Source organism: Okeania sp. KiyG1, assembly GCF_014132355.1.
Lineage (GTDB): Bacteria > Cyanobacteriota > Cyanobacteriia > Cyanobacteriales > Microcoleaceae > Okeania.
The window spans coordinates 161,753-188,572 of the sequence record NZ_BLZO01000184.1; the positions used below are offsets into that span (position 1 = coordinate 161,753).

Genomic DNA, 26,820 nt, shown 5'->3' on the forward strand with positions numbered 1-26,820 from the left:
ACATTTTTTTATACCGAATTAAACGGATTTGATATCAGAAGTCAGAAGTAGGGGGGAAAAATTATCAATTATTCCCCTCCTGGGAGGGGAGGGGCGAGGGGTGGGTTGCCTGTTGCCTGTTGCCTGTTGCCTCTTTTCTAGAGATGTCTAATTTGCTAGTTAGGGCTTGCTGATTAATTCTCAAAGTATTGACTGATATTGGCTAAGTGCGTTTTTGGGTTAAAAAAAGTACCAGCTTTTCGGTGGAAAAAGCTTAAAAAGCTAGTATTTTGGGATGATTATGGCAGAAAAATTGTCTCTCAATTTTTCCGACTACCTCCTCTATAATTCCCATTTATTCTGTCTTCCCCTCCCCTCCACCGGAGGGGCTAGGGGTGGGTTGGGAGGGGAGGGGCGAGGGGTGGGTTGTCTCCTGTCTCCTGTCTCCTACCCCTACTAAAAGACTTTTGAGCGCAAACCCTAGTTACTTATTCTTGTTCTTCATCTCCTTCATCTCCTTCATCTTCTTCATCCTCTTCATCTTCTTCATCTTCTTCATCTTCTTCATCCTCCGGGTCTGGTTCTTCTAGACCCTCCTTACCTTTGCGACCGCCACGATGGGGAATTTCAATCCCTTCTTCTTCAAAAGCTTCCACAATCATTTTACGCAAACACAATTCTATATCTTCGTTTGTGCCCGGTTTAACTTGTGTCGTCGTCTGAATTAGTAACTGATATCTATCAAAGCTTTCAACCCCGTCTACCTCAGTTGCTTCTAAAACATCCTCATTCTCCTGCTTTAATTTTTGTCCCACTGCTTCTATAACTTTGTAAACCTGTTCGAGATTAGCATCATAAGCAACACCGACACTTACCCCAGCTTCACTATATTTGGAATAGTTAATAATATTACCAATTTCGCCATTGCGAATAATATAGTCTTTATCGTCAAAACTAATACGGGTAGTTTTAAGTTCGATCGCTGTAACATAACCTTTTATATCATCAATTTCCACAAAATCACCTACTAAGTAGTAACCTTCAAATAAATTAAACAACCCAGCTACTACATCTTCAACAATACTCTGTGCTCCCATGCTCACACCAAGACCAAGAATACCAGCACTTGCGAGTACAGGAGTAGAGTCAATACCGAGGACATTGAGAATAGCAATCATTGCACCAACGTAGGTGAGATATTTGAGGGTACTCTCGAACAATGGTAAGAGGGTTTCTCGTCTCTTTCTGTTAATTTCATCTAACTCTTCGTCGTCACCAAGTAGAAATTTTCTGGCCAAAAGCTTACCAATTTCTTCAATCACACGGCTAGTATAAAATATGCCGACGATCTGAATCACTATAGGTCCAATAGTTGCTAGATAGGCAATAAATTCTAGTTGCTTAAACACTAGAGTTGCCATAGACAAGTAGATTACATACTCAAGACATCGTTTTGACAAGGGGATGAGATGGCGGAGACTATCATATAAGCGTAGCAGCTTGTTAGAACTAGGACTGGAGTATTTTTCGCTGAGAGCATCTAGTGTGTCGATAATTATGATGTTGGCTTTGACCAGAACTATGCCTACTGCAATAATGACATATATCCTCAGAGCAATATACATATATTGCGGAATTATTTCTGGTAGTTGGATAAATTGAGTACATAAGGTTAGACTCAACAGCCAAATAATGTTAATTAGGTTGAGACTGACAAAGTTAAAGAAAGATTCTATATTTTCATCATTAGCTGTAATATGTTCAAATCTTTTGGTGCGATCGCACAGGTTGTCTATTAAACGTTGGAGGTAAGGTTGGGTAATAGCTACGAAGAGTAATAAGAATAAACTTCTGCCTACTCCCATACCTAGATTTTCCCAGAATTCTTTGGGAATAGTATTAATAAATGATTTGGTGTATTCTAGTAGATTTTCTCCTTGATATATTAACCAACTATTAAATCCTAATATCAGGATTCCGAGTAATCCACCACTTAGGATTAATATAGTCTGGATATTCTTTTGAGTATTTTGAATTGTAATTCTAATTTTCTTACTTGAAACAGCTTTGGTTAGTTGTTTTAAAATTTCTCCAGCTAACCAATTAATTATGCTGAAAATCACGAGTAGCAAACCAATTTCTGCTACTATAACCAAGAAATTTTGTACTGCCAACATTTGGGAAAGCTCCTAAGTTGTTTAGTTGTTTTTTTAGAGCTAAAAAATTTTCACTCTAATGTACCTCAAGCAATAATTTTTCTAAATTATTTTATTCATCTAAATTATACCAATTATTAATCCTTGACAAACTCTCTATTAACTCTTGGTCATTTCAGTTATCATTTATCAGTTAACATTACCTCCTACTGAAGTAGGAAGCAAGAAAATACTGAATATTCTTTTTTTGGCGGAGGTATGATATTTTGTCCGGATAAGAGCACGAACAAAAAATTTTCTCCTTCTACTACTCTTTATTCTTCTTTCTTTCCTCTCTTTATTCTTCTTTCTTTCCTCCCTACTCCTGACTCCTAAATAATTAAGATTAATATCATGCACTAATTCACCAACGCCCTTTTTGGCGTTGCTGAATACTGGGATGATTTCGGCGCTCCGCGGGGACACACCGGACACACCGGACACGGGGATTATGGTTTCTGCTAGGAGTGACAAAATCATCCCGCAATTATGCAATGCCTACTAAAAGGTTCGTATTTTTGCTTCTCTTGGGGAGACTCTAAGACCGCACTAATATCAAATCCGGTTGAATACTTATTATATGAGATGGGGGGATGGGGAGATGGGGAGATGGGGAGATGGGGAGATGGGGAGATTTAAGGCGAGAAAGTGTGGATAGAATTATAAACATATACAGTATAACCGGATTCTATATAACTCATCGCGTCGGCGACAGACAACAGTATCAAATTCGGTCGAGAGAGAGAACAGGAATATAGAAAAAGAGAAGTATGTAAAAAAGGTATAACTATTATAATTATTATAATTATTGTAGTTGGATGGTAGTACTAAAGATGTAAGTGCATTGGTTAATATATTGCTTTAATTGTTAGAGCTTAAACTGCAAAAATCATTACTTGTTTACCATTACCTAAATATTGTGGTTTAAAGCCTCCCCTTTTAATATCATTTTCGGTTGAATACTTATAAATAACTTAGCGAGGAGTCAGGAGTCAACCCACCCCTAACCCTTCCCAACCCACCCCTAACCCCGACCGTGGAGGGGAGGGGAAGTCAGGAGTCAACCCACCCCTCGCCCCTCCGGTGGAGGGGAAGAAAGGAGAAAAATCAAGATAATTTAAGTATTTCAAGATAATTTTAGTATTTATTCGGTACTGTCAGTTCTGAAATTTTATTTATAACTGACCCGTCCGAACATGATATAAGGGGATAATAAATAAAAATTTTCCTGTTCGTCAATCCTCTTCTTTTCAAGGAGAGGTAATTCGCGCATTCTAAATTCGCGCATTCTAAATTCTTGAACATTGGAGTATTTTATATAGCAGTCGAAGGAAAGGTGAGGACATATCAAAAGCTTAAAACTCAGACAACGCAATATTTTTCCTTCTGCCTTCTGCCTTCTTCAATTTGACTCTTTTTCTCTTTCTAATCTACTACTAACTGCCCTATAGTTAATACGGTAGACATCTAATCTTTCTACTGCTTCGGCAGCAACAAAAGTATCTTGAGGTATTTCTTGCAGTAAATCTATAGCTTTTTGCCATTTAGCTTGAGCTTCTTGCCATACCTCTAGTGGATGAGGGGGGTTTTGCACAATTACACTTGCTTCTGTGCCTAACTTTTTAGCATTAACTAACTTAGAGGTTGCTGTTTTTTCTACAATAAGTTTTTCTCGGAGATTATTATAATCTTGGCGGTAAGTTTGAAGCAGTTTACTAGCCTCTTTTTCAACAGTAGTATCCTCAGGAATTTCTTCTAATAATTTAATAGCTTCGAGTAACTTTGCTTCTGCTTCTTCCCAAGTCGCTAAAGGCAGTGGTGGATATTTCACCGTATTCTTACCTTGAACATTTAGTTTTTTAGCTTCTTTTAAATCTTTTTCGGCTTGTTGTTGTTCCAAAAGAGCTTGTTCTTCAGGAGAAACAATTACTATTTTTTGACTAGCTTGTAGAGCATAAACGACGATGCCTACTTCTATCATTAGAATAGATAATAATAAGATTATCAAACGTTTCTGGGAAAAAGATTTTTCTTCAGAAAGTTGTTCTTCCTGTTGTTGCTGTTGTTCTATTTGTTGTAGTAAATCTTGAGAATCTAAACTTTTCTCAAGTTCGCTTAAAAGTTGATTTGGTTCCATGGCTAAATTCAACAATTAATAATTAATAATTAATAATTAATAATTACCTCTCCTTGAAAAGAAGAGGATTGACGCGGAGCGTGAAAATTTTTTCTTATTTCTCCTTTAAAGGAGAGGCTTTAAACCTTAATTATTCGGTAAAAAATATTTACCCCATCGATCAATAGTACCACATTAATCACCTAATCTGCTGTAACATTTAGAAGTAGGGAAAAGGGGACATAAAATATCTTTAGGGTTTGCGCTTCACTAGTCTTTTAGTAGGGGTAGGAGACAACCCACCCCTAACCCCTCCCAACCCACCCCTAACCCCTCCCAGGAGGGGAGGGAAAGACAGGAGACAGGAGACAGGAGAAATGGGAATGAGCGAGCAGGTAGGAGTAAGAATTTTCCCAAGATTGTTCTGCCCAACTATGCGTCTAAAATACTAACTTTTTGAGCATAAAGAGCTGAAAACCAGGCACTTTTTTCGACTCCAAAAAGGCACTTGTCTTGTAAGCATTCAGCAGTCAGCTATCAGCTATCAGCTATTAACTTATTATCTTAGAAGGAGAATTCAAAATGATGTTTATGCAGCATTCACTAGGAAAGAAAAAGGTAACAAGCTAACTTTACTATATTACATTACGCTCAAAAGCTGAATGCTGTTTCGGAGCATGACAAACGAAAATGCTAATAGCTGTTTGCGCAGCATTCCGCAGGAAATGCTTACCTTGTCTTTATATGTCAATGCTTTTAGATTTAATCAGCAAGCCCTATTTAAGTACATATATACAAATGATTTTGCCCACCTACTCATTAACTAGAAGCACTTGTATAGTAGCGCAAAGCCAGCCTCCAAAATCTAATAGAAGCAAATAACAACCCACTTGCCAAAACAAAAGAACCTATTATCCAAGTTCCTCCAATTCTACCTAAGATTGCTTCAGTTGGCACAGTGGTTAAAAATGCAACTGGTACTAAAAAAGTAAAAAAGAAACGATAAGCATTGGGATAGGCGGCCATTGGGTATCTTCCTGCTTCTAATAAACCTTTGAGGACTTCTGTCACATTATAAATTTTTACGAACCAAATACTTGTTGAACCCAAAATAAACCACAGACTATAAAGAGTAATTATTCCACAGACAAAGGGTACTAAACTAAGCAAATAATTATCTATTCCTAAGCTTAATTTACTACCAGCATATCCCAATAATAGAATACCGAAAATTATATCTGGTATTCCCCAAGGAGAAACTGTACGAGTAGAAAGCCAAAATTGACTGCTGATGGGTTTTAGTAGTACAAAATCTAGAGTGCCTTCTTGTACTTGTTCTACAATGCGATTTAGATTTGGAATTAAAAAAATAGCGGATATACCCTGTAAAATAGTGAAAATTGCTAAGACAATTAAAGCTTCTTCCCAATTCCAATTCTCAAATTTATAGTCTGTTCTATAAAATAAAAATAACCCAAATAAGCTACCTAATAAATTCCCTAAACTGCTAATTGTTGCTATCAAAAAATTGAAGCGGTATTCTAATTCAGCAGCGATCGCTGCACCCCAAAATAATTTTAGTATTTGTAGATATCGTTCCATTTTTATTTGATTTCACCAGAAAATTTACATCTTGAAAAATTATAGCGCTACTTGAATAGGCAACAGGCAACAGGCAACAGGCAACAGGCAACAGGCAACAGGGAATAGCAAGCTGTAATATCATGTCCGGATAAGAGCGTGATAAAAAAACTTTCTCCTTCAACTCCAGTTCTTCTTCTTCCTTCTTCCAACTTCAGTCTTCCCTCCTGACTCCTGACTTCCCCTCCCCTCCACGGTCGGGGTTAGGGGTGGGTTGACTCCTGAGGACTCCGTCGTTATTTATTTATAACTGTTCAACCGGACATGATATAAAAGGGTTTTAGGATTGAAAAATGTCCGCGCCCAACTCTTGTAGTGCTATATACCAAAATCATGTTTAGTTTAGACAAATTTTATCTGAGGCTGCACAGAGTTACGAAAAAGAAGATGATTCGGGAGTTTTAGCAATTATTGAATTAGAGTTAAATTCGCATTCCAATTGATGTATAGCAGTTCAATAATGTATAATTTAGAATTTATAATTTAGAATTACCTCTTCTTATAAAGAATATCATGTCCGGGTAATTAGTGATAAAAAAACTTTCTCCTTCTCGTTTTCTTTCTTCTCCTTCTTATCCTCTTTTTTCTTCTTTCTTTCCTCCTGACTCCTGTACGGGTGGCGTAATTAGGAGCATGACAAACGGAAATCACCCCTACGACTCCTGACTCCTTAGTCGTTTATTTATAACTGTTCAACCGGACATGATATAAGAGGATTAGATAAAAGGATTTTTTTTCCTTTTTCTCCATGAATGGAAAGGCTTTATACCTGAATTTTTCGGTAAAGGTGGGGTATTAATTTTAATAGACATCTCAAGAAAAAAAGGGAGTAGGGAGCAGGGAGTACTAAGGAGTGAAACAGTGATATTTCTTATTTCCTATCTCTCTCCAACGAAGGTGGATAAAAAGAATATTGAGACCATCCATTAAAGGTAATTCTGACAAGATAATAAATTGAATTTCCTCTTATTTCACCACAAATCTACAAACAACTTATCAAAAGAATAAATCTTGGTCTTTAGTCTTTATTTCTCTTTGATTCAATTAATCAAACTTGGAGAAGTCAGAACAAATACATCTCGATATCCTGCTTTTTCAGTTACAGGTTTAATTGGAGTTGTAAAGTGGAAAAATTCATGGTCATTTACCAATAATAAATCCCCGGAATGGAGAATTTTACTAAACACAGGTTTTTCTTTTTTCGCAGTATAAAGATGGGTTGCACCTCCTTGAATATTATGTCGATCTACTGCAAATATACCAATAAAATCTGTGCCATCTCTATGAATACCTTCCGGTGCTGGATTACCTGAATTATTAGGGGAACAAATAGTTCTGATTTGATGAACTCCAATATCTGCTTCTGGATGTAGTTTGCAGGAATCGCAGAAAGCTAAAATCATTTTTTTAAAGTTATCTAAGACAATAAGTCCGTCGTCTAATTCGGCAAATTCTCTTTTAATGCCTCCTACTAGGGGATTATAATTTTTACTTTGATAAAGATAACCGTGAGGCTGTTTTATTAACTCTTCCCCTGAGATAATAAAACGAGAAAGTCTTCTGTAACGATACTTAGCTTTTATGTAGGGATCGACTGGAAGAGCGGAAAAAAATTCTTCAAAACCTTCCATGCTAATAGAATTTACCTTTTTGTAGGTAAACATAAAAGCATAATCTAAATGAATTGAATCTAAAACTCTTTGCATAAATATTTCTCCCTATTTTTATAGAGCAAAATTTTAGTTTTATACAACTATATTTTTAATATAGCTCAGATTTCTGAGAAGTGTTACTAAATAATATACAAAGTATGAATTTTTGTTAAAAAATGTGGCGTTGGTGAAGCCCGTGTATGATTTTAATCTTAATTATTTAGGAGTCAGGAGTCAGGAAGAAAGAAAGAAGAAGAAAGAATAGTAGAGGGAGAAAGTTTTTTGTTTGCACTCTTATCCGGACAAGACATTATACCTCAAATTACCAACGCCAAAAATGTATAATACTAATTGAATAAATGTTGGCTAAAAATAGCTAGGCTATTTATTAGGAGTCAACCCACCCCTAATATCAAATCCGGTTGAATACTTACTATACAGTTGAGAGTAGGGGACCCACCCTAGCCCCTCCCCCGACCGTGGAGGGGACCCACCCTAGCCCTCCCAGGAGGGGAATTTAGGGAGTGGGGGAGATTAGATAGACATCTGGTAATAATAAAAAATCAATATCGTGATTCGTACAGAAATTATCAATTATTTCCCTGTACGAACCTTGCATGCAATGTCCCTACTATGCATGGAAGAGATGTCTAATATTTAAGTAATTTAAGAAATTATAAACAAATATTATACAACCGGATTCTATGTGCAACCCCACCGGATTTGATATAACCCCTCTGCTCCCAGGAGGGGAAGTAAGGAGTCAGAATCAATGTTTTTTATACTATTTAGTCAAAGGGAGATTTCCTGTAAAATCTTTTAGTCACTCCAATTATTGATAACATTCTTAGATTAACTTTTTCCTTCTTATCGAATAATTAAGTTTTAAAGCCTCTCCTTTAAAGGAGAAAAAGAAAAAATTTTCCTTTGAGTCAATCCTATCCGTTTTCAAGCAGAGGCAATTATTAATTATTAATTATTAATTATTAATTATTAATTATTAATTATTGAATTCTTCCTTCTTCAAAATTAACCTCTTACACCTCTGACCAAAGCTTGACAACCTTGTAAGAAAATACTCACATCTATACCTAATCCAATATATTGAACTCCACAGTCGATCCATTTTTTAGCAGTTTCAGGATTATTAGTAAAAGTACCGACAGTTTTACCCGAATTTCGGATAATTTCTACTGCTTTTTGCATTAATTCAACAACTCGAATATCATCTACCTCCCCAGGAATACCTAAAGATTGAGATAAATCATAAGGGCCGAGAAAAATCACATCAATATGAGGAACTGTAACAATTTCTCTCAGATTTTCGATGCCTTTTGTACCTTCTACATGAACTACAACTAAAGATTCTGCATTTAATTTATCGGTTATATTACTACCTGCTGAAGTGTAAACTCCTGCACGAGTTCCGAATGATAAACCACGGCAACCAATGGGATTATATTTTGCACTTTGCACTACTATTTCTGCATCGGTTATTGTTTCTATTTGTGGAACTTGTACACCCGTACTACCAATATCAAGAGCACGTTGAATTTGTGAAGCATCGTTTTTGCTGACCCTGACAATAGGTGCAATACCAACACAGTCAGCAGCACGACAAAGGTCTTCTGCAACTAAAATATTTAGAGGTCCGTGTTCGAGGTCAATGACTGCAAAATCAAATCCTGCTATACCGCAAATTTCTATGAATGCAGGGTAAGCGCAATTCATAAAAGGTCCGAGTACAACTTCGCCGTTTTTGAGTTTTTGTTTGAGTTGATTTTTTTGCATAGTTGATAAATATATAGAAAAGAGGTAATAGGGAATAGTAGTGGGAGCATCTTGCTCCCGTTCCTGGTATTTCTTATTCCTGTATACCATTACTATGTAAAACTACCAACAATATTACTAGAGAGTTTGGAGACCAAACCCCTACCAAGAATTTTAAATTTTTGGAATAATGCTTATACATTATCCGGATTAATTCCTCTTTCCTTGAGCATTTATACTGCTCTGTCTGCACGTTGTTTTTCCTGAATAGTTTTGTAGAATGAGCATTTTGCCTTTTCATTGTTTTATCCTGAACAAACACTCAGCTCTTGGTATTAGCGGTTAAAGAGATGATTTTTTGCTAGGAGTAACATTCTTAGTCGGGTATTCAGGGCGATCGCTTTGGATGACCTTTAAATTTTTACCTCTTGATTTACTAACGCCCAAATTTAAACTTTAGGTGCAACTGATGACTACTTCACAAAATCCAAACAATAAAAACACTCAAGCAAATCAAAAAAATTTCTTGCACAGATTTATTGAATCTTTCCGTAGAAATAGTACGGTATTTGTTGTTGCTACTATTGCTAGTATTATGATTTCTATCATAGGATTTGTTGTTGATTTTGTAGAATTTCAAGCAATTATTCATCCTCCAATAGATATTAGCAATTATAAATCGGGGTCGGTTTTGGTCAAAATCACAGGATGGTCAGAAACATCTTATAATTTTGCTGAACAAGATGGAACAGATGGACTCAGAGCTTTTTTTGTTCAGAGATTCAAAGGAAAATCTGAACAAACTTCTATGATTTATACAGACCATCAACCTACGGATCGAATGCTAAATAAAGGTGTATCTGCAGAGAAAGATATTAGTGTTCTTAAAAATGTAGACTACGAAGGCACAATTCCTGATATTACCAAACCCATATCAAAAAGAAATTCTCAAACGCTTCTTGCACGACTTATTCAAGCCAGTAGAAATGAAGAACCTGTTTGTCTTTTTGTTTATGGTATACGTGATAATGAAAAGTCTCAATTCTTGAATATTATAGACTTTAAAACAGTGAATCAAAATTTTCAAGATGAATATAATACTCTTATAAAAGAAGAAAATCCACATAGGAAACAAGATAAATTAGTTAAGTTAACTGGGGATGCTTGCTCTGGTCTTGGTAAACCCTTATTTGAGTAATTATCAAAATATCAATCCTTGGTTGATAGATATTTTGACTCTCGAATATGAGCTTTCGTTAATCAGCAAAAAGCTGTTTTTTTAACAACCATTAATATTTTGAGTAAATAGAGAAAATAGGGAACAGGAAAGTCTAGGGGTTTTGTCTCCAAACCCCTACAAATTATTCTATTTATCATCATCCTTTTCTACTAATTGAACTAGGTTTTCCAAAACACCATAAACTATTGGCAAATTATCTATAGTGAAATTCCCAGAATCTTTGATAAAATTGTCTGCCACAAGGTTTCCAAACTGCCATAAATTACCATCTGTAACAATTCCATATACTCCCCTGAAAAAATTATCATTTATTTTCTGCGACGCGAACAACTCTGCCAGACATTGCCCCCAACCATGCTCAAAATCATTTTTCTTGGCTTCAACAACAATAACAATAGGCTTTTCTAATACAGTTTTACCAAGTTCAGAACGTCGTGAAAAAATATAGTCAGGTGTTCCAGAGAGAATTTCATCGTAATAAATACTTTTGCGAATCCAAAATGAATATTTCTGATAATATTTCTTATAAACTTCACGCAATAGTGGCGAGATTATAATTTCACTGCGAGATGCTTCTGAGGCAAACAAATCTATATTTTCTTTGTTAAATTCAAAGTCTTTGATAAAACTGTCTGAAGGCAATAATTATTGACTAATTATTAAATTCTCTTCTGAATATTTAACTCTATACTTTTTTTGTACATCCGAGATTGTTTTAAAATCACTGAAAGCCATATTTAATAGCAGTTTTATAAATGTTTGCTATAAATAGATATAGCGGTTTTCAGTCTGGTGAGCTACATCAACGATCCCCCTAAATCCCCCTTAAAAGGGGGACTTCCAGTTCCCCCTTAATCCCCCTCCCGTCCCCCTTGGGAAGGGGAAGCCAGAGGATGCTGCGCTTTTTGTTAAACGGGGGTTAGGGGGGATCTCCAGCGCTGTACCTCACAAAGGGTAATGCTATAGGGGTTTTTAGGAGTCAGGACTCAGGAGTCAGAATTCTCAATTCTCAATGGTAGAGACTTTGTATGAACATCCCTACTTTTTAAGGCGAAATGTTTTTGGAGGGTTTCTCAAAATTCCCATTACAAAAACAACTTCTAAATTCTGAATTCTGAATTCTAAATTCTAAATTCTAACTTACTGCACCGTTACCACTTCTTCTACACTTTCATTTGCCAAGCGATCGACTGCTCGTAAAGCATAAGTTCCTGGCGTAACTCTCACCGCATTAGTAGCAGAATTTAATACTTGTACAAGTGTCCATTGATTACCTGTTTGCTGATACAACGTCCAAGAACGAACATCTCCAGTATTATCAGCACTCCAACTAATAACATCAGAATTAACTTGTATTCCTGTAGGTGGTGCGGGAGGTTGGTTATCTAACCACGGCATCGCGGGGGGTAATGCGGGAGTTGGATAAACTGAACTTTTGAACACATTATTCACACCTGCAAAATTATCTCGAAACATCTTCATACTAAAAAAGATATTTCCTAAAGAAAGTTGACTTGCTCTCTGACGAGAAATTGCAACTTGTCTCTCAAACTCAGATACTGACCAACCCGAAACTTGCAACTGACTTAAATAGTTTCCCGCATAAATATGACGGCGTTGTGGGTTTTGTTGTAACCACCAATTTAACAAAACTGGATAACTTTGTTGAGGGGGGTCGATTCGCCAATAAAGTTGCGGTGCTAAATAATCTACCCAACCCTGCTCCATCCATAATTTCACGTCAGCATATAAACCTTCATATTGATCGAACCCGACAATACCAGGAGGAGTCCCTGGGCGATAAATGCCAAATGGACTAATGCCAAATTTTACATAAGGTTTCTCAGCGTGAATACCTTGGTAAAGACGTTGCACCATATTATTTACATTCTGTCGTCGCCAGTTAGATACAGAGAGAGTACCGCCAGATGCTTTGTATGCGTTATAAGTTTGGTAGTCGGGGAAGTCTTGTCCCCTTTGAGGATAGGGGTAGAAATAATCGTCAAAGTGAATGGCATCAACATCATAACGACGGACTACATCCATTATGGTGTTGAAAGTTTGGTCTTGAATAACTTTCGCCCCTGGGTCCATCCAAACATTGTTGCCGTATCTATAAGCATATTGGGGATATTTGACCGCCATGTGATTTCCATCAAAGGAACCATCATTGGGACTAAGTTGAGCGCGGTATGGGTTAAACCAAGCATGGAGTTCGATATTGCGTTTATGACTTTCGGCGATCGCAAATTCTAGTGGGTCGTAATATGGTTGTGGTGGGGTTCCCTGTTTACCTGTCATCCAACCACTCCAGGGTTCAATGGGAGAATCATAGAGAGCGTCTCCATTGGGTCGAACTTGCAATACTAAAGCATTGAGGTTAAGTTCTTGCATCCGGTTGAGGATGTTGAGTAATTCTGATTTTTGTTGCGCGACAGATAGACCACGTTGGGAAGGCCAGTCAATATTGGCAACGGATGCTACCCATACTCCTCGAAATTCTCTGGGGGAAAAGGAGGAGGGTTGTTGAGCAGTGGCGGTTGGTAGATAGGTGTAGATTTGAGTGAGGGTTAGTCCAAATATTATTAGGCAAGTCCATAGGAGGTTTTTGGGTCGAAAGCGAATATTCGGAGGGATGTTAATTTTGGAAAATAGTTTGCTGATTAAGTTCATTTTTGGACAATTTGGATAATTGACGTTGTTGAATGGTAATAATTTTTAGATCGGGACTTACGCAAAATATCAAATTAGACCCCATCTGTAGGGGCGTTTGCGGAGCATGACCTTAGGAAATGGCATTTAACCTCCCCATCTGTAGGGGCGAATGGTATTCGCCCTCCCCATAAGTAGAGTCTCTGCGTAAGTCCTGTAGATTAAGTATCAACGCAAAACATAAGTTTTTCAATTTTATCTTCAGCTACTTACCATTACATTTCAGCAAGGCAGGATAATTTAACTTTATAGTAAATCTAATTCTCCTAAAAAGGAGAGGCTTTCAACCTTTGGAAATTAATGATCAATTTTATGATTTGTTAATATTCTTTAAATTTTTTGAAGTTATAGCTGATATCAAATCCGTTTAATTCGGTATAAAAAAATGTTCCATCTTCAACCATCCCCCCATCCCCCCATCCCCCATCCCCCCATCTCCCCATCTCCCCATCTCCCCATCTAATTTATACCGATGCTACCGGATTTGATATGATTTATCAAGTAAATATTCAGAAACTGAATTCTTTACTGTACTTAGGCTTTGCGATTTATTGTCTAGTCAAACCCAAATTACTAAAAGCTAGGTAATATAAGACTTTTCCTTGGTCATGCTGCGCAAACAGCTAATTTGTAAACTTAGCTCTTAGTACAACTGTAGTTTTTTTTATTTGTTAGGATGGTAGAAAAATACTAAAGAAATAACTTTCAGATGGATACTTTAATAAGAATAGGAAGTCGAGGGGATCAAGTTATTCAGCTTCAAGAACAATTAAATAACTGGGGATTTCCAGTCGGGGTAGATGGAATATTTGGCCCTGAAACTCGTGCTGCAGTTATTCGTTTTCAGGAATCTGAGGGGCTGAATCCAGATGGAATTGTTGGTCCAAAAACAAATAAAGTTTTTACGGATAGAGATGTTCTAGTTAGTGCAATTCAGGAATTAGGAAGGATACAATTAGAAGAAAATCCAACGAACACCCTTGGTATTCAACAACCAATTATTGTTGAACTAAGAGAAACTTTTCAATCTTTAATAGACATTATAACAGATACTGGTACTAATAATGATGTTCTAGAGATTGCAATTGATGTATTAGGAAAAATACAATCAGAAGAGGCTGTTCAACCTTTAATTAACATCATCACAAATACTGATACGGATACTTCTGTTCGTCTATTGGCAATTTGCGTATTAAAAAACATAAAATCAAAAGAGGGTATTCCACTTTTAATTAACATTATTCAACCTTTAATTAACATCATCACAGATACTGATACGAAGACAAATGTTCTAAAGATTGCAAATGAAGCATTAAGAAACATTACTGATGAGATGAATATAGATGTTCTAAATATTTTAATTGAAGCATTAAGAAACATAGAATCAAAAGAAGCTGTTCAATCTTTAATTAACATCATCACAGATACTGGTAAGGATAGTGATGTTCGTATGGATGCAATTAGAGCATTAGGGTACATAGAACCCAAAGAGGCTGTTCAACCTTTAATTAATATCATTACAGATACTGGTAAGAATAGTGATGTTCGTGATAGTGCAATTTACGCATTAGGAAACATAGAATCAAAAGAGGCTGTTCAAGCTTTAATTAACATCATCACAGATACTGGTAACGATAGAGATATTTGTATGTCTGTAATTAACCAATTAGAAAGGATAAAATCAAAAGAGGCTCTTCAAGCTTTCATTAATATCATAAAAGATTTAAATTTAATTAAACTCATAAAATATACTGATAAATATGTTCGTATATTTGCAATTAAAGTATTAGGATTAATCCAAGAAAAAGAGGCTGTTCAATCTTTAATTGAAATCATGAATAATGATACGGATATAGATATTCGTATATTTGCAATTCAAGCATTAGGAAACATACAATCAAAAGAGGCTGTTCAAGGTTTAATTAACATCATAAAAAATACTGATAATGATGTTAGTTCTAGTGCAATTGGAGTATTAGGAGACATACAATCAAAAGAGGCTGTTCAACCTTTAATTAACATCATAAAAATACTGATACGGATAGAAATATTCGTTCTAGCGCAATTTATGCATTAGGAGACATACAATCAGAAGAGACTGTTCAACCTTTAATTGAAATCATGAATACTGATACGGATAATAGTCTTCGTACTGATGCAATGCGCTCATTAGGATTGATAAAATCAAAAGAGGCTGTTGAACCTTTAATTAACATAATAAAAAATACTGATACGGATAGAGATATTCGTTATAGTGCAATTAGAGCATTAGGAAACATACACTCACCAGATAAAAGATTTGGTGGTTGGGGCGACGGCACGGGTGATGAGGTGGCAAAAAGAATTCGAGAGATGATGGGGAATAAGTAATTAGGTAAAGCTTGATGTTTTTTTCTATAATTATACTCACCTCTATTACTATATTTCTAGCTTTTTTTAGGCACAGATGATGCAAGAACAAACCCAATTTTACTAGCACTTTTTATGACGTTACTGATGTGTGGGCATTTTTGGTAATTACTAAACTATTGAATAACAACTATTTCAAATTGTTCAATTTTTTTTTCGTACCTTGATTCAGCAACGCCCTTTTTCTTGGTATTGAATGTATTGTATTTAAAAAGAATGTTTAAAGATTCCCAACAGCAAAACTTCCAAGGTGGTACTTCCAAAAGCCAAGATGGTCTTAATTTTAGCTATAGCCATAAAAAGATTCAAGGAAAAGACTTTTCTAGAAATATACTTGTTGGTGGAAATTTTCGTTATGCTCAAGCTGGGCTAAAAATAAGTTGGTTGCTGGTTTTAGGAATAATTTTATTATTTTTAGCAATGCTAGGTGGATTTATCTGTGCCTATGCAGGGGCTTTTATAGCTAGTATATTGATATTCGACAAGCAACCTTGGATTGCACTATTATTCCTTGCTGTTTTTGCATTAGTTTTATTTTTGGGTTTTATTTTCATCACAATTTTTAGAGGTATAGGTAAAGCTTTATGGCTTTTTGGTTTAATTATACTTACCTCTATTACTATATTTATAGCTCTTCCAGGCACAACTTATGCCAGAACAAACGCATTGTTACTAGCATTTTTTATTGGTGTTAATATTTCAGGGGTATTGTTAGAAGCAATTGCGATCGCAGTGATGAGAATTTCTTTCCCAAACAGAATGTTAGTATTATTGATTCAATTTGTAACTCTAACCGCAGCAATATTGGGAATAATAGCAGGGAGTGGGGGTAAGCGTTTGATCGAGAGTCCAGCTTTTGTCACAATTTTGGTAATTGTAATTCCTGCCACGATAAGTTTGCTCACTCTAAGTATTTTTATTGGTTGGCGTGCTGTGGTTGGCGATCGCAAATATGCTTTGGTTAGAAATATTGCAATTGTTCTATGCAACTATGGAGGAACGAGCTTTTACGAAGCAAATTTAACTGATGCCAACTTTTCTGGCGCTAGTCTCAAAAACACTGACTTGAGAAAAGCTATTCTCACTCGCACTTGTTGGTTAAATGCTAAAAATTTAGATAAAGCTAGACTTGAAGGAACTTACTTAGAAAATAAAATAATTCGTCAATTGGTTGTAACAGGCAACGGACGAGATCAGAATTTTGACAATTTAGACTTACGGGGATGTAACTTACGATGCGCTGACTTAACCAATGCTAGTTTTATCGGGACAAAATTGAGCGAAGCTACTTTAGAAGGGGCAAACCTAACTGGAGCAAAACTTGTTAAAGCTCAACTGTATGGCACTAATCTGAGAAATACAATATTAACAGGTGCTTATATTCAGGATTGGGCAATTTCCCTGGATACCAATTTTGAGGGAATTAAATGCGATTATGTTTATATGCGTTTAGGTACAGAGGAAAACCCCGATCCTTGGCGTAAACCAGACAACCGCAATGAAATTTTTAAAGATGGAGACTTTAGCAGTTTTATCGCTCCTATTATCAAAACTCAACAACTTTATCAAACCCAAAATGTAGACCTACGGGAAGTAGCAGAAAATTATTCAATTTTAGATATATTTCACCATGAAGGAGTAGACCCCAGTGCAGCAGCAATAGCTTTTCAAAGATTAATAGAAAAATATCCAGAATCAGGATTACAAGTTCTTTCAATTGAAGGGCGAGGTAATGATAAAATTCACTTTCAAGCACAAGTTACTGATGAAATTAACCGCTCACTCCTCAGTCAAGAATATAATGAAATTTATCATCAAATAAAATCAGGAAGTTATCAAGATTTATTAGCACTTTTAGCCGGAGTTAGCGAAAAAGATAAATATATTGTCGAGTTGAGAAACTTATTAGAAACCGCCTTAAAGCAGAACAGATTTTATGTTCAAACCTATCAAAAAACCCAGAATATTGAAGTCCAGAAAGGTGATTATCGAGAGACTTCTATTAACGATCGAGGGAGTTATGTTGAAGGCGATACTCATAATAACTCCCCAGAGAAGGAAAGGGACATAAACTAGCAACCTTTCTGTGAGAATTTGTTTTTATTTGCCTTGAATTTTGGTATTTTGCCACTCTTCCAAAGCATCAATCACAAAACTCGCTGCCGGATGATTTAAAATTTGCTTAAAAGCACTCACACCACCAGCTTTTAATGCACTAAAGACTCGATTCATTAAAGCAGGATTAGTTTCAATTTGTTCAATTACTTCCCCTGCTATTTTTATGTTTCCAGTCATCGTATTAGTAGGATTATTTTGACTTAGTTGTTCTAGCAATTGTTGAATTTCATTAGCAGCATCAGCCAGGTTTTGTTTTTCTGCGGAATTATGATAGTAATCTCCTTCAACATAACTTCCTTGGTCATTAATATTTGTCTCATGATAATCACCACTTCCCATTTGTATATTACGTTCGCCAGTCATTGTTTTATCTCCTTGATTAGAAGTGTTAAAATTAGATTTATTACTAGGTATAAAAGTCCCAGTTTTAGCAATTGAATTTTCCCTATTTCTAGTATACCACTGAGAGGTTGTCTGAGAAGTCCCATTTGCTACATCTAAGCCCCCTAAATCCCCCAATTTTGGGGGACTTAAAGATAGCAAATTGACTCTTTATTCCCCATTCAATAAAAAGCGAAGCATCTTCTGGTTTCCCTCTTTCCAAGGGGGACGGGAGGGGGATAAAAAGGGGGACGGGAGGGGGATTAATAAAGGGGGACTTAAAGATAGCAAATTGACTCTTGTTCCCCCCAAAGTTGGGGGGCTAGGGGGGCAAAATTCAGTATCAAAAAACTTTTCAGATATCCTCTGAGGAATTAAATCTTGAGGTATTCCTGCAATCGTAATACTATTAAGTCCTAACTGATAAGCAAAATCATAAATTTGTCCAGCTCCTGAAGCTTAAAACCTCATTCCTAAATACCAGAAATCTTCCAACTATCTAAAAGTTTCTGTAATTTTTCATCACTAAAATCATTAATAACAATACTCGCTCCTACCTCTAATAAAGATTCAGGTTCATGGGTAGAAGCAACTCCTACTGTGTAAATTCCTGCTCCGACTGCTGACTTAATTCCCGAACGAGAATCTTCAAAAACAATTGCCTCTTCCGGGGAAATTTCCAATTTTTCTAAACATAATTTATAAGGTGCAGGATCGGGTTTTTCCACAGTCATTACCCCACCTAATATTACTAATGGAAAAGTCTCTGTTAACTGCAAAACATCTAACATAAATTCAGCATTTTCTGGAGGTGCATTTGTCACGACCGCTTTCTGAAGTTTTTGTTTTTTAACCCATGCAATAAATTCTAATAATCCTGTCATTGGTTCTAAGCTTGTAGCCATTTCTCGAAATTTAGCTTCTTTATAATCTGCTAGTTCTTCTACTTCTGTAGTTGATAGGTGTGGTAGTAATTTTTTCAGAATTGTGGGATTGCTTCCACCACTAATTTTTTCCTTATAAGAGTTATGGTCAATTACTATTCCGTAATTATTTAAAATTTCTTTCCATAGCTGGAAATGTAAGGGGTCTGTATTGACTATGGTGCCATCGAGGTCAAATAAAATTGCTTTTAGCATCTCTTATATAGATAGTGTTTACTTTATGAGGTCTGAACTGAAAATTGAATGTTTCAGAGAAGGTCTAGATCGAAAGCTCGTGCAATGAGGGACAATTAAAGCTTAAAAGTATTGATTTATATAAATTTTAGCCCTCTTACTGAACAGTTATTTAACAAAATGATACTATCATTGTATCAACTTAATTCGGTGGTGGTGCATACCAATGGTAGAGAGAATGTGGGAGATGTGAGGAGTGTGGGAAGAAATTACAAAACATATATGCTTTCACCATTACTATGCAGGACTACCCTTAATTCTAATATCTGAATAAAATAAGGCATCAAAATAATTTAATATACAATTTTTATCTCTCCATACTTACTTTTTGGTGATTTAGGTTTAATCACTATTTCAATATCTTGATCTAGATAATTGAGAAACTGAAATAATTGGTCAGAATCAAATTCTTGCAATAGACCACTGATAAGTCTCGAAATTTTTTCCTCACTAATACCTAATAACTCTGATGCTGTAGAAAGAGTTAATTGACGTTCATTAATTAGTTCACATATACGGTTAGCAATTTTGGCCTTGGCTAGAGTTTTTTCAGCATTATTAATACCTAAATCAGCAAATACATTACCACTACTTGCAGTTATTAAAGTTTTATCACTCATTATTATTATCCTCTTGATTATTTATAAACGATTCATTAAAATGTTGTTCGGCTATTTTCAGTCGTTGCTTAATTAGTTCAATATCTTTTTGAGGTGTTTTTATCCCTTTTTTTGATTTTTTCTGAAAAGCATGAGGAACATAAATAACACCTTTTAATTTTACTGTATAAACAGCTCTATAAGTATCTCCATCAAAGTCTTCTACTATTTCAAGTATTCCTCCGCCTAAACCTTTGATATCATGTTCGGTTGAATACTTACACTTTGGAGGAAGGAAGGCAGAAGGCAACCCACCCCTCGCCCCTCCCTCCTGGGAGGGAAGGCAGAAGGGAAGAAAAGGTTAAAAGGGATAAAGTTTTTTTATAACTGATTATCCGAACATGATATGAGATGTTTAACACTTATGTATTTACTACCTACTTGTGCTTAATACAAAGCAAATCCAATCTCATCTTTGAAGGATTCAGGAAACTCTCTTAAATTTTTCAATGAATCCCCAATCCAAAACAGGGGTTTAATTTTTTCGTCACTAGCCACAATATAAGTATTGTGACATATTTTTATAGATATTTTAGAGCTGGAAAAAATCTTAATTAATTAAGCGATCGCGTACTCTTTGAGGGTGAAATTTCGCCTCATTTTTTCGACGTACTTCTTGTGCTATTTTTTGTCGTTCCTGTAAATACTTTTCTACTTCTTCTTGATGCCTTAAATAATAGACAATAACTGCATAAACATCTGCTAAATTTAATGATGGATATGCCAAACAAATTTCTTCTGCTGTTGCTCCTTGTTGAAAAACATAAACAACTGTATCTAGGGTAACTCGTGTTCCGGCAACTAGAGCTACACCATCCGTATTTATAGTCAAAGGAATAGGTTCTGCTGCAATTGAAATTGTCATAATATTTTTGTTACTAATAAGTAAGAAGGAAGAAGCAAGAAGCAAGAAGGAAGAAGTAATAAGTAAGAAGAATTCAGGCGTTGCTGATTCTGGGTATGATGCAAGCCCCCCTAACCCCCCAATTTTGGGGGGAATAAAACTCTAAAAGTCCCCCGTTTTATCCCCCTCCCGTCCCCCTTTTTTATCCCCCTCCCGTCCCCCGCAGGATCGGGGGAAGCCAGATGTTGCTTCGCTTTTTGTTGAACGGGGGAAGCCAGAGGATGCTGCGCTTTTTGTTAAATGGGGGATTTAGGGGCTTGAGCAGAACCAAACAATAGCGCATTCATACTTCAATTCAGGAACGCCAGAATTCATTAGTGGATAATGAATAATGAACAATGGATAATGAAAACTATCTCTAATTATCAATTATCAATTATCCATTATCCATTGGTAATACCATTTTGAAAAAACAATTTTACAAACAGTAAGTCTGGTTAAAAGACTTTCTAAAAAATGGTATTAAAGCCATTCATTCTGACTCGGTCCTCCTGACTCCTGACTCCTAAAATCCTAGTTAATACTTCCGTTCCTGTGGCTCAAACATTGTAACTGCCACAGGTCGATAACCAATATCAATTCCTGCTAACGAATAATATGCCAAAGTATGCTGTAAAAACCTCTCATCATTTCGTTGCGGAAAATCTTCCCGACTGTGAGCACCCCGACTTTCCTGACGACTCAACGCCGAACTTAAAATTGTTTCCCCCACCACAATAATACTCCGCAACTCCAACGCCTCAATAACCTCCGTATTCCACAACTTACCCTTATCATCCAAATAAACCTCCTGATATTGCTCCTGCAATTGCTTCAATTTTTCCAACCCTTCCTGCATCACATTCTGAGAACGAAATACACCGCAATGCTCAGTCATCGTATCCTGAAACTGCTGCCGTAAAAAATCAATACGATATTCTCCCGAACGGTCCAACAACCCTTTAATTTGTTCTCGTGCCTCCTGAATATAAGGTTCTTCCTCAATATTCGGCAATTTGCGACCTTCCACAAACTCCGCGATCGCTGCCCCAGTCCGTCGCCCATAAACCACACATTCCAACAAAGAATTACTTCCCAAACGGTTCGCCCCATGCACCGAAACACAAGCACATTCACCCGCAGCAAACAACCCATCCACCAAAACATCAGCACTAGCAAAAACTCTACCATCAGTATTAGTAGGAATGCCGCCCATAGAATAATGAGCAGTGGGACGAACTGGCATCGGTTCGTTCACCGCATCAATACCTACAAGACGATGTGCTTCTTCCCAAGCAAACGGTACTCGACTCATAATTTTTTCCCGCCCCATGTGACTCAGATCGAGATAAACAAACGGACCACCCGCAGTACCATCCATATTAATTCCGCGACCAGCACTAATTTCCAAAGTAATAGCACGGGAGGTAATATCGCGGGGTGCCAACTCCATGCGACTAGGAGCATAATTTTTCATAAAGCGATCGCCTTCACTATTAATCAGATAAGCACCCTCACCGCGCACCGCTTCAGAAATCAAAACTCCTGCTGGATATAAACCTGTTGGGTGAAACTGTACAAACTCCATATCTTGCAGAGGAAGGCCAATCATTGCTGCCATTGCCAAACCGTCCCCAGTAGAAGCATAATCATTGGAAGTGGTATTAAATACCCGACCATAACCACCAGTGGCAAACATTACTGCTTTTGCTCGCAGGACAACAATTTCACCATCCAGAATATGGTACATAACCACGCCTTTTGCCTGACCATCTTCGAGTATCAGGCGCATTACATACCATTCCTGATAAATATGCACCCCATAACGTCGGAGGTTATTTACCAATTCATGCAAAATAGCGTGACCAGTTTTATCCGCAGCGTAACAAGTCCGGTTGTGGGAGTGACCGCCAAAAGCACGTTGAGCAATGCGACCATCTGGCAACCGAGAAAATAATACCCCTAAATGTTCGAGGTCAATAATTACATCTGGTGCTTCTTTTGCCAAAATTTCTACTGCATCCTGGTCAGCTAGATAGTCGGAACCTTTGACTGTATCAAAAGCATGAGCTTTCCAACTATCTTCAGGGTCTACATTTTGGAGAGAAGCTGCTATTCCACCTTGAGCTGCTACCGAGTGGGAACGAATGGGGTGAGTTTTGGCAACAACTGCCACATTTAAGCTAGGATTTTTGCGAGCTATTTCTACAGCAGCGCGGCTACCTGCTAGACCGCCACCTACTATTATTACGTCGTGTTCTAACATTAAGTAAATCTCTAATAGTTTTATGCTTTTATTATTTTATACCAAATAGACATCTCCAGAAAAAAGGGAGTAGGGAGTAGGGGAAAATAATATCAAATCCGGTAGCATCGGTGTAATTAGATGGGGAGATGGGGGACCCACCCCTAACCCCTCCCTGGAGGGGAATGTGGGGATGGGGACCCACCCTAACCCTCCCTGGAGGGGAGAAATATTTGGTAATCGTTGAAGATGGAACATTTTTTACGTGCCGAATTAAACGGATTTGATATAATTGATATATCTAGTTCGATAATTGATTTTATTTTTTATTTATTATTAGAGATGTCTAGTTTAAAAAAGGTATTTATATCATTTTCTGACGGGTCATTTCATTTATCATTTATCAGTACCTTTTTCTGAGATAAAAAACCCACCTGTGTCATTAAGCAGGCAGGTTTTTAACTTTTTAAGTACCTCGAATTAAATGAGGACTTTAGTTTTCGGTGTTGCTCAATTCAATGTCAGTAAGCATTTCCTGCGGACTGCTGCGCAAACAGCTATTAGCAGTCAGCTCTTAGCTTTTTAATGAATTAACCAAGTATTTGCTTAACTTCTACTACATTTTTGAACAAAGAATTGAAGCACAAGAACAACAAGCCTAAATTGTCTACTAAAGGTAATGAAGCTGAAGTCCGCAGTTCCGACCTTATGAGGCTAGCTGATAGCTGACTGCTGACCGCTGTTTGCTTACCAAAGTCAAAACATTTAGCCTAGAGAAGTTGCTGGTTGCTGACCAGACATTGACGTTTGAGACTCTTCTTCTTCGTTAGGTTCTACTGAAAGTACTTCAATATGATTTAATAAGGTCGTTACAAAAGCAAAAACTAGGAAGGGTAGAGACAAAACCACGATTAAAGCAATAGCTCCTAGAGCATAGACTTGGCTACTGCTAGTCCAAAGGGCAATTCCTCCAGCTATACTCAAGAATACCACTATTAACCAAACAATAATTTGGCCATAAATGTCGCCGAAAGTGAGTGTGCATTGGATACGATATTTTTGGAGATTATTCATCATTTTTACTTCGTTACATTACTTCAATTTTTAGGTTAGACGTATTGTCAAACCACAGTAATTTATAGGTTAGACCAACTGTCAAACTAGAGTAAAATTTATTACGATCAAAATCGTAATTGTTACAACACTTTACAGTTTTTCACTGTAAAATAATATAGTTGTTACAAAAGTAACAATTAAATCTTTTTTATCTTTTTTATCTACATTTTTCGGCGTTGGTGAAAAGAGGTATGAGGGGTTGGTGAAAACAGGTATGATTTTCGTGCTTAGGTAACAGGGAATAGGGAATAGGTAGGGACGTTGTATATAACGTCCCTACAGATTATTTCGTTTACGGCTCGCCCAAATATCTTAATTCTTATGTTGATTCACCAATGCCAGGAAAAGAATATCTAAAGTTAGAAGAAGGAAGAGGTTATTTTAGATTTAAATATTCTATTTATGATCTTTTTCTTTCTACCATCTTCCTTCTTCCAAAGCTGATATGTAAGCATTCAGCTATTAGCTATCAGCTATCAGCCAAAAGACTTACTCTTTAAGAGCAGTGTTTAAATTAACAACTGACTTTAAGGTCAAGGGAAGCAACTTTTGTAGTAAGACAATTAAATATTGCTTTTATCGTAAACTAAAAGCAATAGCTGTTAACATAGTTCCGACCATAGGAGGCTAGCTGAAGTCCGCAGTTCCGACCATAGGAGGATGGCTGACGGCTGTTTGCGGAGCATTCCGGAGGAAATGCTTACGCTGATATTAATTAATCTTCCAATTCCGTCATAATAGTTTCCACTTTTTCTTTACCTTCATAATTATTCTGTTTCTCAAACAATTTTAAAGCCGTTTCAAAAGACTTTCTGGCTTCTCGATCGCGCTCTCGACGGTGAAGAGCTAACCCCATTTTATAATGAGCATCTGCATTATCGGGATTTTTCTTAATTACTTGCCGATACATAATTATTGCTTGTAAATAATCCTGACTTTCTAAAAGTATCTCTGCTGCAGCAAACCTAGCTTCTACTAGATCGGGATTAGCATAAGCAGCTCTTTGATAAAATTTCAAAGCAGCTTGGGGATTATTTTGTGCTTGATAAATTTCCGCAATTTGAAACTGAATCTCTCCATTTCGAGGTCCTAGACGAGAAGCTAATTCCAGGGCAGCTAAACCACCATTAATATCTCCAGTAGATAATAAAGCAGTTCCTAACTTGATTTGCATTCCTGCATTTCTCGGAGATAATCTAACCGCTTCTCGAAGTGCTTGTAATGCTTCAGGAAAACGTTCTTGTTTTAATAATGCTAAACCCATTGAAGCATAAGCTTCAGCATTATTAGAATCAGACTGAATTGCTACTTGATATGCAACGATCGCCTCATTGTATCTTTCTAGGCGAAACAATGCAGCACCTAATCCTAAATGAGCATTAACGTTATTGCGGTCCAGTAAAGAAGCACGGCGATAAGCTTCAACTGCAGCTGGATAGTTTTCTAACTTAGCCATACTATACCCCAAACCATATTGAAAATCTGCTTTATGAGGTTCAATAGCGATCGCCTGTTGATAAAACTGACTTGCAGCTTGAAAATTTCCTTGGACTGCCTCTAAATAAGCAATACCAGAATATATTTTTGCATTTTTTGGGTCTAAACGTGCGGCCTGTTGATATATTATTACCGCTTGTTGGTATTTACCCGCATCCGCTAGCGCTCTTCCTTGGCGTAGTAGTTTGTCTAAGTTGGAATTGACAGATTGATTTTGAGCCAATAATTTGACTCCACAACCAGGAAAAATACCTATATTTATCCTAGATGTTTCTTGACAAGTAACCCCATAGGCAATAGAAGGAATAGTGGCCGTTATTGTGGCCACTACTAAACTACTAAATATTGATACTGTTTTTTTGTACACGGCCAGTCTGAAATATTAAGTGTTCGTAGAAATTATTAATCATAGCACCGCTTTGACATCTTCTCCGGCCTAAAGGGGCGGAGAAAAAACCGAACCTTAGTTCCTCGACGGGTTGATGTTTTGCGGGTTCAGAGCTTCCGCTAATACTGGGTACTGCACCCACCCCTCTTTCTCCCCCACATTCCCCTCCTGGGAGGGGCTAGGGTGGGTCCCCCATCTCCCCACATTCCCCTCCTGGGAGGGGAGGGGCTAGGGTGGTTCCCCCATCCCCCCATATTGCTAGTGACAATGAAAATCTTCTGAATGTCTACTTCTGCTTGAATATCTTTAAGAATAGGGAGGGCTAAATTTTTAGGACCATACACTGAGGATTGAATATACAGACCCACCGACTATCGGTATCAGTTCAACAATTAATAATTAATAATTAATAATTAATAATTACCTCTCCTTTAAAACGGATAGGATTGACTAATCATGAAAATTTTTCTTCTCTTGGTAGATACGCCACTATTATTCCCTCCATACTTTTTTCATCACACTTGATTTCCAAATTCCAGATAAAAACGCTATATTTTTTTCAAAATACAAATACAGTCACCCCTATATTCTGCTATTTATGGGAATTGCAAAATAAATTAAGAAGTTAGAAAATTTAAGAT

Annotated in this window: 21 protein-coding genes; 5 read left to right on the top strand and 16 right to left on the bottom strand. The window is 36.8% G+C overall.

What is annotated here, in order from left to right; all coding sequences use genetic code 11:
- Positions 1–467: 467 nt before the first annotated feature.
- Positions 468–2,156, bottom strand: coding sequence for a mechanosensitive ion channel family protein (locus SAGCYANO_RS40635; protein ID WP_202225193.1), 1,689 nt, complete (start codon positions 2,154–2,156; stop codon positions 468–470).
- Positions 2,157–2,767: 611 nt separating this feature from the next.
- Here SAGCYANO_RS40635 and SAGCYANO_RS40640 point away from each other — a divergent pair.
- Positions 2,768–2,932, top strand: coding sequence for a hypothetical protein (locus SAGCYANO_RS40640; RefSeq protein WP_202225194.1), 165 nt, complete (start codon positions 2,768–2,770; stop codon positions 2,930–2,932).
- 644 nt (positions 2,933–3,576) lie between these two features.
- On the opposite strand, the gene SAGCYANO_RS40645 is transcribed toward SAGCYANO_RS40640, so the two are convergent.
- The 4 genes from SAGCYANO_RS40645 to SAGCYANO_RS40660 all read right to left on the bottom strand — a co-directional run bounded on the left by SAGCYANO_RS40645 (position 3,577) and on the right by SAGCYANO_RS40660 (position 9,374).
- A complete protein-coding gene (locus SAGCYANO_RS40645; protein WP_202225195.1) occupies positions 3,577–4,311 on the bottom strand; it encodes a hypothetical protein in 735 nt (244 codons plus the stop codon).
- A 798-nt stretch (positions 4,312–5,109) separates the two neighbouring features.
- Positions 5,110–5,892, bottom strand: a complete 783-nt coding sequence (locus SAGCYANO_RS40650; protein WP_202225196.1) for an ABC transporter permease — start codon at positions 5,890–5,892, stop codon at positions 5,110–5,112.
- A gap of 1,079 nt (positions 5,893–6,971) precedes the next feature.
- Complete coding sequence (locus SAGCYANO_RS40655; RefSeq protein ID WP_202225197.1) at positions 6,972–7,637, bottom strand: 2OG-Fe dioxygenase family protein; 666 nt, start codon at positions 7,635–7,637, stop codon at positions 6,972–6,974.
- A 975-nt stretch (positions 7,638–8,612) separates the two neighbouring features.
- Entirely contained in the window at positions 8,613–9,374 is a 762-nt protein-coding gene (locus tag SAGCYANO_RS40660) for an HpcH/HpaI aldolase/citrate lyase family protein (protein WP_202225239.1), read from the bottom strand.
- A gap of 448 nt (positions 9,375–9,822) precedes the next feature.
- Here SAGCYANO_RS40660 and SAGCYANO_RS40665 point away from each other — a divergent pair, with 448 nt between their 5' ends.
- Positions 9,823–10,551: a hypothetical protein gene (locus SAGCYANO_RS40665; RefSeq protein ID WP_202225198.1), complete on the top strand. Its 729-nt coding sequence runs from the start codon at positions 9,823–9,825 to the stop codon at positions 10,549–10,551.
- Positions 10,552–10,719: 168 nt separating this feature from the next.
- Here SAGCYANO_RS40665 and SAGCYANO_RS40670 read toward each other — a convergent pair whose 3' ends face one another.
- The 3 genes from SAGCYANO_RS40670 to SAGCYANO_RS48665 all read right to left on the bottom strand — a co-directional run bounded on the left by SAGCYANO_RS40670 (position 10,720) and on the right by SAGCYANO_RS48665 (position 13,748).
- On the bottom strand, positions 10,720–11,235 hold the full coding sequence (locus tag SAGCYANO_RS40670; RefSeq protein ID WP_237397167.1) for a hypothetical protein: 516 nt from the start codon (positions 11,233–11,235) through the stop codon (positions 10,720–10,722).
- A 498-nt stretch (positions 11,236–11,733) separates the two neighbouring features.
- Positions 11,734–13,266, bottom strand: coding sequence for a glycoside hydrolase family 10 protein (locus SAGCYANO_RS40675; protein WP_202225199.1), 1,533 nt, complete (start codon positions 13,264–13,266; stop codon positions 11,734–11,736).
- Positions 13,267–13,625: 359 nt separating this feature from the next.
- Positions 13,626–13,748: a hypothetical protein gene (locus SAGCYANO_RS48665; RefSeq protein WP_255502888.1), complete on the bottom strand. Its 123-nt coding sequence runs from the start codon at positions 13,746–13,748 to the stop codon at positions 13,626–13,628.
- A 266-nt stretch (positions 13,749–14,014) separates the two neighbouring features.
- Here SAGCYANO_RS48665 and SAGCYANO_RS40680 point away from each other — a divergent pair, with 266 nt between their 5' ends.
- The 3 genes from SAGCYANO_RS40680 to SAGCYANO_RS40690 all read left to right on the top strand — a co-directional run bounded on the left by SAGCYANO_RS40680 (position 14,015) and on the right by SAGCYANO_RS40690 (position 17,790).
- Complete coding sequence (locus tag SAGCYANO_RS40680; protein WP_202225200.1) at positions 14,015–15,382, top strand: HEAT repeat domain-containing protein; 1,368 nt, start codon at positions 14,015–14,017, stop codon at positions 15,380–15,382.
- A 44-nt stretch (positions 15,383–15,426) separates the two neighbouring features.
- The gene (locus SAGCYANO_RS40685; RefSeq protein ID WP_202225201.1) at positions 15,427–15,675 is read left to right on the top strand and encodes a HEAT repeat domain-containing protein; all 249 of its coding nucleotides are present in this window, start codon (positions 15,427–15,429) and stop codon (positions 15,673–15,675) included.
- A 255-nt stretch (positions 15,676–15,930) separates the two neighbouring features.
- Positions 15,931–17,790 carry a pentapeptide repeat-containing protein gene (locus SAGCYANO_RS40690; RefSeq protein WP_202225202.1) on the top strand — a complete coding sequence of 620 codons (1,860 nt, stop codon included), beginning with the start codon at positions 15,931–15,933 and terminating at the stop codon, positions 17,788–17,790.
- A 24-nt stretch (positions 17,791–17,814) separates the two neighbouring features.
- Here SAGCYANO_RS40690 and SAGCYANO_RS40695 read toward each other — a convergent pair whose 3' ends face one another.
- The 8 genes from SAGCYANO_RS40695 to SAGCYANO_RS40735 all read right to left on the bottom strand — a co-directional run bounded on the left by SAGCYANO_RS40695 (position 17,815) and on the right by SAGCYANO_RS40735 (position 26,158).
- Positions 17,815–18,351: a hypothetical protein gene (locus SAGCYANO_RS40695; RefSeq protein WP_237397168.1), complete on the bottom strand. Its 537-nt coding sequence runs from the start codon at positions 18,349–18,351 to the stop codon at positions 17,815–17,817.
- A gap of 335 nt (positions 18,352–18,686) precedes the next feature.
- The gene (locus SAGCYANO_RS40700; protein ID WP_202225203.1) at positions 18,687–19,352 is read right to left on the bottom strand and encodes an HAD family phosphatase; all 666 of its coding nucleotides are present in this window, start codon (positions 19,350–19,352) and stop codon (positions 18,687–18,689) included.
- Positions 19,353–19,684: 332 nt separating this feature from the next.
- The gene (locus SAGCYANO_RS40710) at positions 19,685–20,011 is read right to left on the bottom strand and encodes a helix-turn-helix domain-containing protein (RefSeq protein ID WP_202225205.1); all 327 of its coding nucleotides are present in this window, start codon (positions 20,009–20,011) and stop codon (positions 19,685–19,687) included.
- The gene (locus SAGCYANO_RS40715) at positions 20,004–20,300 is read right to left on the bottom strand and encodes a type II toxin-antitoxin system RelE/ParE family toxin (RefSeq protein WP_202225206.1); all 297 of its coding nucleotides are present in this window, start codon (positions 20,298–20,300) and stop codon (positions 20,004–20,006) included. Before SAGCYANO_RS40715 ends, SAGCYANO_RS40710 begins: the two co-directional genes overlap by 8 nt.
- A 300-nt stretch (positions 20,301–20,600) precedes the next feature.
- Complete coding sequence (locus SAGCYANO_RS40720; protein ID WP_202225207.1) at positions 20,601–20,915, bottom strand: DUF433 domain-containing protein; 315 nt, start codon at positions 20,913–20,915, stop codon at positions 20,601–20,603.
- Positions 20,916–21,471: 556 nt separating this feature from the next.
- Complete coding sequence (locus SAGCYANO_RS40725; RefSeq protein WP_202225208.1) at positions 21,472–23,199, bottom strand: succinate dehydrogenase/fumarate reductase flavoprotein subunit; 1,728 nt, start codon at positions 23,197–23,199, stop codon at positions 21,472–21,474.
- A gap of 744 nt (positions 23,200–23,943) precedes the next feature.
- The gene (locus SAGCYANO_RS40730; protein ID WP_202225241.1) at positions 23,944–24,252 is read right to left on the bottom strand and encodes a hypothetical protein; all 309 of its coding nucleotides are present in this window, start codon (positions 24,250–24,252) and stop codon (positions 23,944–23,946) included.
- 757 nt (positions 24,253–25,009) lie between these two features.
- Positions 25,010–26,158: a tetratricopeptide repeat protein gene (locus SAGCYANO_RS40735; RefSeq protein ID WP_202225209.1), complete on the bottom strand. Its 1,149-nt coding sequence runs from the start codon at positions 26,156–26,158 to the stop codon at positions 25,010–25,012.
- Positions 26,159–26,820 lie beyond the last annotated feature (662 nt).

What these genes read in the sequence shown, in the direction of transcription:
- SAGCYANO_RS40640 (WP_202225194.1), top strand. Translation starts at nt 2,768, where the DNA reads ATGGGGAGATGGGGAGATGGGGAGATGGGGAGATGGGGAGATTTAAGG.
- SAGCYANO_RS40720 (WP_202225207.1), bottom strand. Translation starts at nt 20,915, where the DNA reads ATGACAATTTCAATTGCAGCAGAACCTATTCCTTTGACTATAAATACG.
- SAGCYANO_RS40685 (WP_202225201.1), top strand. Translation starts at nt 15,427, where the DNA reads ATGAATACTGATACGGATAATAGTCTTCGTACTGATGCAATGCGCTCA.
- SAGCYANO_RS40730 (WP_202225241.1), bottom strand. Translation starts at nt 24,252, where the DNA reads ATGAATAATCTCCAAAAATATCGTATCCAATGCACACTCACTTTCGGC.
- SAGCYANO_RS40680 (WP_202225200.1), top strand. Translation starts at nt 14,015, where the DNA reads ATGGATACTTTAATAAGAATAGGAAGTCGAGGGGATCAAGTTATTCAG.
- SAGCYANO_RS40710 (WP_202225205.1), bottom strand. Translation starts at nt 20,011, where the DNA reads ATGAGTGATAAAACTTTAATAACTGCAAGTAGTGGTAATGTATTTGCT.
- SAGCYANO_RS40675 (WP_202225199.1), bottom strand. Translation starts at nt 13,266, where the DNA reads ATGAACTTAATCAGCAAACTATTTTCCAAAATTAACATCCCTCCGAAT.
- SAGCYANO_RS40635 (WP_202225193.1), bottom strand. Translation starts at nt 2,156, where the DNA reads ATGTTGGCAGTACAAAATTTCTTGGTTATAGTAGCAGAAATTGGTTTG.
- SAGCYANO_RS40700 (WP_202225203.1), bottom strand. Translation starts at nt 19,352, where the DNA reads ATGCTAAAAGCAATTTTATTTGACCTCGATGGCACCATAGTCAATACA.
- SAGCYANO_RS40665 (WP_202225198.1), top strand. Translation starts at nt 9,823, where the DNA reads ATGACTACTTCACAAAATCCAAACAATAAAAACACTCAAGCAAATCAA.
- SAGCYANO_RS40725 (WP_202225208.1), bottom strand. Translation starts at nt 23,199, where the DNA reads ATGTTAGAACACGACGTAATAATAGTAGGTGGCGGTCTAGCAGGTAGC.
- SAGCYANO_RS40690 (WP_202225202.1), top strand. Translation starts at nt 15,931, where the DNA reads ATGTTTAAAGATTCCCAACAGCAAAACTTCCAAGGTGGTACTTCCAAA.
- SAGCYANO_RS40645 (WP_202225195.1), bottom strand. Translation starts at nt 4,311, where the DNA reads ATGGAACCAAATCAACTTTTAAGCGAACTTGAGAAAAGTTTAGATTCT.
- SAGCYANO_RS40655 (WP_202225197.1), bottom strand. Translation starts at nt 7,637, where the DNA reads ATGCAAAGAGTTTTAGATTCAATTCATTTAGATTATGCTTTTATGTTT.
- SAGCYANO_RS40660 (WP_202225239.1), bottom strand. Translation starts at nt 9,374, where the DNA reads ATGCAAAAAAATCAACTCAAACAAAAACTCAAAAACGGCGAAGTTGTA.
- SAGCYANO_RS48665 (WP_255502888.1), bottom strand. Translation starts at nt 13,748, where the DNA reads ATGGGGAGATGGGGGGATGGGGGATGGGGGGATGGGGGGATGGTTGAA.
- SAGCYANO_RS40650 (WP_202225196.1), bottom strand. Translation starts at nt 5,892, where the DNA reads ATGGAACGATATCTACAAATACTAAAATTATTTTGGGGTGCAGCGATC.